Annotated in this window: 6 protein-coding genes; 3 read left to right on the top strand and 3 right to left on the bottom strand. The window is 42.1% G+C overall.

What is annotated here, in order from left to right:
- Positions 1–388: 388 nt before the first annotated feature.
- Positions 389–559 (bottom strand): hypothetical protein, encoded by a 171-nt coding sequence (locus G9U52_RS40780; RefSeq protein WP_166144323.1) that lies wholly within the window; start codon positions 557–559, stop codon positions 389–391.
- 934 nt (positions 560–1,493) lie between these two features.
- Here G9U52_RS40780 and G9U52_RS04500 point away from each other — a divergent pair.
- The 3 genes from G9U52_RS04500 to G9U52_RS04490 all read left to right on the top strand — a co-directional run bounded on the left by G9U52_RS04500 (position 1,494) and on the right by G9U52_RS04490 (position 3,478).
- On the top strand, positions 1,494–2,042 hold the full coding sequence (locus G9U52_RS04500; RefSeq protein ID WP_166146573.1) for a DUF3231 family protein: 549 nt from the start codon (positions 1,494–1,496) through the stop codon (positions 2,040–2,042).
- A gap of 211 nt (positions 2,043–2,253) precedes the next feature.
- Positions 2,254–3,102 carry an AraC family transcriptional regulator gene (locus tag G9U52_RS04495; protein WP_166146571.1) on the top strand — a complete coding sequence of 283 codons (849 nt, stop codon included), beginning with the start codon at positions 2,254–2,256 and terminating at the stop codon, positions 3,100–3,102.
- Positions 3,103–3,319: 217 nt separating this feature from the next.
- The gene (locus G9U52_RS04490; RefSeq protein WP_166146569.1) at positions 3,320–3,478 is read left to right on the top strand and encodes a hypothetical protein; all 159 of its coding nucleotides are present in this window, start codon (positions 3,320–3,322) and stop codon (positions 3,476–3,478) included.
- Positions 3,479–3,632: 154 nt separating this feature from the next.
- On the opposite strand, the gene G9U52_RS04485 is transcribed toward G9U52_RS04490, so the two are convergent.
- Together G9U52_RS04485 and G9U52_RS04480 are read right to left on the bottom strand one after the other, a co-directional pair.
- On the bottom strand, positions 3,633–5,723 hold the full coding sequence (locus tag G9U52_RS04485; RefSeq protein ID WP_166146567.1) for an LTA synthase family protein: 2,091 nt from the start codon (positions 5,721–5,723) through the stop codon (positions 3,633–3,635).
- Between the two features lie 114 nt (positions 5,724–5,837).
- Positions 5,838–6,710, bottom strand: coding sequence for an AraC family transcriptional regulator (locus G9U52_RS04480; RefSeq protein WP_166146565.1), 873 nt, complete (start codon positions 6,708–6,710; stop codon positions 5,838–5,840).
- Positions 6,711–6,724 lie beyond the last annotated feature (14 nt).

Here is a 6,724-nt window from a genome sequence, read left to right as displayed (position 1 = left end):
TGAGTACCCTGAGGTCCTTGAGTACCTTGAGGTCCTTGAGTACCCTGAGGTCCTTGAGTACCCTGAGGTCCTTGAGTACCCTGAGATCCTTGAGTACCCTGAGGTCCTTGAGTACCCTGAGGTCCTTGAGTGCCCTGAGGCCCTTGAGTACCTTGAGGTCCTTGAGTGAGTGCCCTAAGTGCCCTAAGTGCCCTAAGTGCCCTAAGTGCCCTGAGTGCCCTGAGTGCCCTGAGTGCCCTGAGGCCCTTGAGGCCCTTGAGGCCCTTGAGGCCCTTGAGGCCCTTGAGGTCCTTGAGGTTCTTGAGGTCCTTGAGGTCCTTGAGGTCCTTGAGGTCCTTGAGTGCCCTGAGTGCCCTAAGTGCCCTGAGGTCCTTGAGGCCTTGAGGTCCTAGGAGTCCTTGAATACCTTGAGTACCTTGAGTGCGCTGAGTGCCCTGAGTGCGCTGAGTGCCCTGAGGCCCTTGAGGTCCTTGAGGCTCTTGAGTACCTTGAGTGCCCTGAGCGCCCTGAGGCCCTTGAGGTCCTTGAGGTTCTTGAGTACCTGTTCTTCCGGTTGCACCGGTCAGACCGGTCTGCCCGGTCTGGCCGGTCTGACCGGTTTGCCCAGTCTGCCCAGTCTGTCCAGTTTGTCCCGTCTGTCCATCTACCATTTCAATACCCCTTTCATGTTAATCTAATAAAGTATATGTAGTTGGATTTTAATGGAAACGGTAAATGACTCAGACTATTGGTATGAAATAATGTTAAATAGAAGAAATAGGCCTTTTTAGCCCTTTACATCATGCATCTATCTAGGAAATGTATAAATTACTATACTTGATCGACGTGAAATGAGCGTAAACAAGAGGATTGCAAACTGCGGATGCGGGCGTTGATGAAGCTGCACCATGAGTTTTATAAAACGTTAAAATATAATTAATAAATAATAGGTTTCGAGCTAGCCTGCTACATACTCTATCTTATAATTGGGAGAACTTAGTCTCCAGAACGTATGGTTATAGATTGTAAAAAGAGACAGCTTTCATTAATAGCCTATTTTAAAGCGGAGTCCGGCAAGAGAACTGGGTTTGTTTAGTCCCGACCATTATGAGGTGGGAGGTTCCATGTCATGGTTCAAGGGATGTAGCAAGTGGACATTTACACACTAAATCAACTTTGTCAGGCACTTGTTGATGCTATTATCCCGCCTACACGGCATTTAGCGGGAATATTAGAAGTTGAACCAGTTCGGCCACGCACGATTAATCTATTAGACCAACTTGATATCTCTTCAAAAAAAACGGAACGAGTTGGTTCATATCACGGTCGAAATTTTGCGAAAAGCGTCAGATTGGCCAGCTGCCTTGATGATTCATATGGAAAGTACCATGAGGATAGGGTTTGTCGTCGATCTAAACTGTGAAGCCTAAGTATTTTAGTTAGATGCTTATGATACATATCGAGGGGCATTTTGGTAATAATAATAAAATAAGACAAGATGGAGATGAGAATCTATGAATTTATTGGAAATATTGAAGGATGCAATTAATCCATTCACAGATGGAGAGAAGCCTCCTTTACATGTTGGGGAAGTTATGAATCTTTGGTTCTTTTTGACAGCTACAGAACAAACGTTGCGAGGTGAACAAGTGTCCTATAACATTGTGCAAGATCATGAACTTAAAGAAAAACTGCAAGATGTCATAAACAATGTTCACGAACCGATTCTAAAAGAATTAACCCAATTTTTGAAAGAAGAAGGGGTTCCTCTACCACAATCCACACCTGAGAAACCGATTGGTGATTATCGAAGCGTTCCGGAGGGAGCCAAATTATCGGATGAGGAAGTTGCTAATCTTTTGATGTTCAATATAATACTAGGGATTACATATGCTTGCCGGGGAATGACGGAGTCCGTACGGCCGGACGTAGCAGCCATGTTCGGAAAATATCAAATAACGAAGATTGCATTTTCTGTAACTTTAAAGGAACTAGCAGCAAAAAAGGGGTGGTTGAGAATACCTCCATACTTTGATGCAGGAAAATTTGTTCAGCAGACGTAAATTAAACATTCCGGTCTACAAACAAATAATTGTGAAGCTGTACCATAAGTTTTGTAGGAGTAGAATATGAATTTGTAACGAGTCTGCCTCGGCAGGCTTGTTTGTTGTTAACGGTGCATGATGAGTATGGTCCATGCTCCATGGCGATATTGCAAATCTATGAAATCAAGGTTACTATGGATTCGGAAATGTTTTTTTGGGAGGAGTTATTTTGTCTGTCTCATATTTAGAACAAATCGATCAGTATATCCAATTTTTACATGTGCAACGAAAAAGTCATAGTATTGAATTTCATCTGCATCAAGGCTGCGAAATTTACTTTCTCCTTCAAGGGGATGTGAAATACTTTGTAGAAAAAATGGTATACCCACTGCAGTTTGGCGATTTGATCATTACGAACCAGCATGAAATCCATAAACCATCCTTTTCCTCAGAGGTTCTTTATGAAAGAATCACGATTGAGTTCGATCCTCAAATTGCTGCGTTGTACCAAACAGCGGATTTTAATCCTTTATCCTGCTTTTATGACAGACCCCTAGGCAAAAAAAACAAGCTCTCGCTGACGAGTAATGATTCATCAGTATTACTTAGTCTATTTATGAAATATGATGCTCTAAAAAAGCATCCGTCCTTAGGAAGCGCAATCATTAAGATGGGTTGTTTTATGGAAATCATTGTTCATATTAACCGTCTGTTCCAAGAGCAGAAGCATACGGATCAAGGGCTTGCTTTGCATCATAAGCTTTCTCCGGTTCTGGACTATATCGAACTGCATCTGGGAGAGGATCTGAGTCTGGATCTATTGGAAAAACAGTTTTTCATAAATAAATATTATTTAATCAAGCTCTTTAAAAAATATACAGGAAATACGATCCATGAATACATTATTTATAAACGTATCTCTCTGGCCAAAAAATTACTTGCCGAGGGAAGTAGTGTTACAGAAGCTTGTTTGGTCAGCGGTTTCAACGATTACACTAGCTTTTTACGTATGTTCAAGAAAAAAGTAGGGATCCTTCCTAAGGATTATCAAAAGGGATATTTAGGATATGAAAAGTAGTACACATGGATGAATGTCTATATTGGAAAGTATGCATCCATTTCAACTTTTATAGTTACGGCAATAAAATTTTATGTTCTTTGTGGTATGGCTTTTTGATGATTTGGACGGATTGTTATTTTCTATGACTTATATCACTTACCTATTTAACCGAACGACTTATAATCATTTCTATAAGTAACTAAGTTAATCATTAATAATGTGGGGGGTATAATTTATGGAAATCATCAAAAATACCGAATCGAACAAGAAATTCAGTGGGCTTGGAATAGTTATTATTCTAATGGGTCTAATTACGATCTCACCGATTATATACTTTCTGATTATCTGGGGGCTTGGCGATGTGCCCACGGTTTCCGGAGGAATCATGAAGTAAACAGAAAACTATACCAAATGGCTGAGCTTATTTGAATACACTACACCTGAAGGATATACCTACGTTAGGGAAAGTCAGGGGCGCATAGCGAAGTTACGAGGGCAAAATAAAGAACCTCCATCCCACTTATAAAGTGGAGGGGAGGTTCTTTTTCTTACAGTTCTCCAAGATACACATACTCGTTCGATTTGGCAAGCACCTTGTCTTTAGAATCCTTAACTATGATTTCAACATTCCATGGAAACTTATTCATGAGAGTAGGTTGTATTTCAGCAGTTAACTCATTTTTGCTGATCCAATTTGTAGCCATTTGCTGACCGTTAATCCGTACTATACTGTTAGGGGGGAGGTCGCTGCCTACAATCTTTAGCAGCTTGCCATCCTTGAAGGCTTCCGTTCGAAGCTGGCTAATGACCATGCGGCCAGAGCCGAGTGTATAGTCATGGTTTTTGATCTTGTTTTTCATGCTATTGTATCCGTATTGTTCCCCAAATATAATATCATACTGTAGCTTCTTATATAGATTCAGGTTATCCTTGTTAATTTTCATCTCCGCATAATGGTTTTCAGGAGGGATTACTGGCATAGATTGCGACAATTGGTATAAATAATCGGTGAAATAGCTTCCCGTCCTTTGTGATAATTTCAAAAGATAGGGCCCCAGAAACGAAGGACTCATATCAAGGCTTTCTTTTTCCTTGGGCAAGTAATTATTCCAAACCAGGATGGGTACACGATACATCTTGTTAAGAAAATCAGGATCATTTTCTTTTAAGAAACCGATGTCCTTATACGCTTTATAATCTTGGCCGAGGCTCGGCTTATGGTCTCCAAAAAAAACAAGAATAGTCGGCTCATTGAGATTTTCATAATGTTCCACTAAACGTTTGAGCATGGCGTCCACATCGACAAGGCCTTGGGCATAGGTTTCGAGCAGCCCTTTGGATTCACCCGTAACTCCCGTAATTTCAATTGTATTTTCTTTGAATTTGCCAGGATAGTAATGGTAATGGTTTTGCATCGTATTCGCGTAAATAAAATCGGCACCTTCACTATTCGTGCTGGTTTCTATGATCTCGTTAGCGACCTCACGGTCAGCCAAATAAGGACCTTCATAATCCGGTTTGAAAAATTCCTGTGGAATATAGTTGGCAAAGCCGAAGTTTTCATATACTTTTTTGCTGTTATAAAACCAGCTGTGAAAAGGGCTGATCGCCGTGGCCAGATAGCCCTGGCGAGTCAAGATACTGCCTAAGGAATCAATTTCCTTATTTACGTATTGGTTGTAAGGAATCGAGCCTTGTGGCAAGAAGCGCATGGAATTGCCTGTAAGCACTTCAAATTCAACATTTGCCGTCCCACCACCGAATTGGGGGCTCAGCAAGCTGCCGCTGCTATAGGTTTGAATCATCTCATGATAGAAGGGAAGCGGATCTCGGCTGAAAGTGAGACCCTTGGCTTGTGTGGCATCCCAGAAGGACTCGCTTAATACGATAATAATGTTAGGTTTAATTTCTCCTGCATCTGCGACGGCTGGGACGATTGAGGACGAGACGGCTTGAATCGATGCATTGTCATAGCTATCAGGCTTATCCAGATAGAGGAACTTCAGGTTCATGATTGTCGATAAGAGAAAACCATTGGCGCGGACGTTTTCGGCCTGGTCCCAGGCCAAATTCTGAACATTGGTCAAATTTTTCAATGATAGGGCTTCGTCCGTATAAAGGGAGCCGATGAGAAGAGCTGAAGCGATTCCCATAATCGTGCGGTGCTTCCAGTTTAAAATGAGCGCAAACCAAGGAAGTTTGTACAGCAGAAAAATACTTATGGCTATAAATGTGGTTAAACCCGATAACACCGTAAAGTTAAAAAAGCCTGTGATATAGGGTGCTACATCTTTCGTTTCATCAGTCAGCAGTAAATCCCATGGCAGAAAAGGTACTCCCAAGATTGCCAACTTGATTCCACTAATTGCAGCAAAAACCAAACAAGTCGTACTGACCAGCCAAAACGAGATATGGAGCTTCCCCGTGATTGCTGTCACTAGAAATAACAAGCTTAGCACCAAGACGATATTCAGTAGAAGCTCAGGCAAGGCACGAAACGGCCATCCCAAAGAATCACCCCACTGGCCTCTGCTCATCAACTCTACCAGAAGCACAATCCAAAACGATAGTAGGACAAAAGGAAGCCTTTTTGCCGCCTTCCATCCCGCATTTTTAACTACAAACTGCAGCTCACCCATAGTTAGCACCACACTTACATTATTAATATTTCGTAAACACCTCCCCTAGTATAGCATATATTTTCTGTGATTTATTGATAAAAAAAACGGTTCCACAATTGTGAAAGTAGTGCTCTATCTTTTGGCAACAGGTATCCATATTTCGCTTTTAAAAGTAGGAGAGGTTACATCCTTATCCGCGTTCCACAACAGCTCTGGCCCTTCTATTTGTTCATAGCTGGAGGCTGGAAACCATTCGGAATAGATGCGTCCCCAAATATTTTGCAGGGTGTCAGGAAAGGGGCCGACGGATTCGAATACAGCCCATGCTGAAGCTTTAACCTCAAGCTGAATCAGGTGATCCGGGCATGGCTTAGTGGTTGCCACACCAATATAATGGTCAAGCTCTCCTTGTTCCTCCATGCGGCGTTCAGAAAAATTCGTGGATGCACTAAGCAGTCCCAAGGGCTCGACATTGGAAAGCTGCTTAAGCTCAGTGATCGTCTCCATACTTAATTGTTTCCACATGGCCGCAATCCCTGGGTTAACACCGTGGAAAATAATAGGTACCCTTTTCTTGATACCGACGATGCCAAACGCTGCTTTTTCTTCAATACGATAGTTCATTTCAACACCTCCTTTAATAGTTAACTGAAAGGTCATTCGTGGATAGGCTTTTAGTGGCTGGCCATGACGCCTGGCTTCTGACGGTGTTATCCCATGCAGGCTTTGAAAAGCTCTTGTAAAAGAATCCGGTGAGCTATACCCGTATTTGATCGCAATGTCAATGACCTTTGCGGGGCTATGAATAAGCTCAAAGGCTGCAAGAGTAAGGCGTCTGTGGCGGATGTATTCAGACAACGTAATTCCGGCAAGGAAAGAAAACATCCTTTTAAAGTGATATTCGGAGCAGCAAGCTTGCCTTGCTATTTCTTTAAAATCTATCTCATTGTCTAGATGGTCTTCCAAGTAATGCAAGGCTCCATTCATTTGTTCAAGCAAATTCAAACGTATCACCTCCT

This window comes from Paenibacillus agricola (genome assembly GCF_011440305.1).
GTDB lineage: Bacteria > Bacillota > Bacilli > Paenibacillales > NBRC-103111 > Paenibacillus_S > Paenibacillus_S agricola.
Note: the sequence above shows the minus strand (reverse complement) of the source record. Positions and strands in the feature narration are given on the sequence as shown.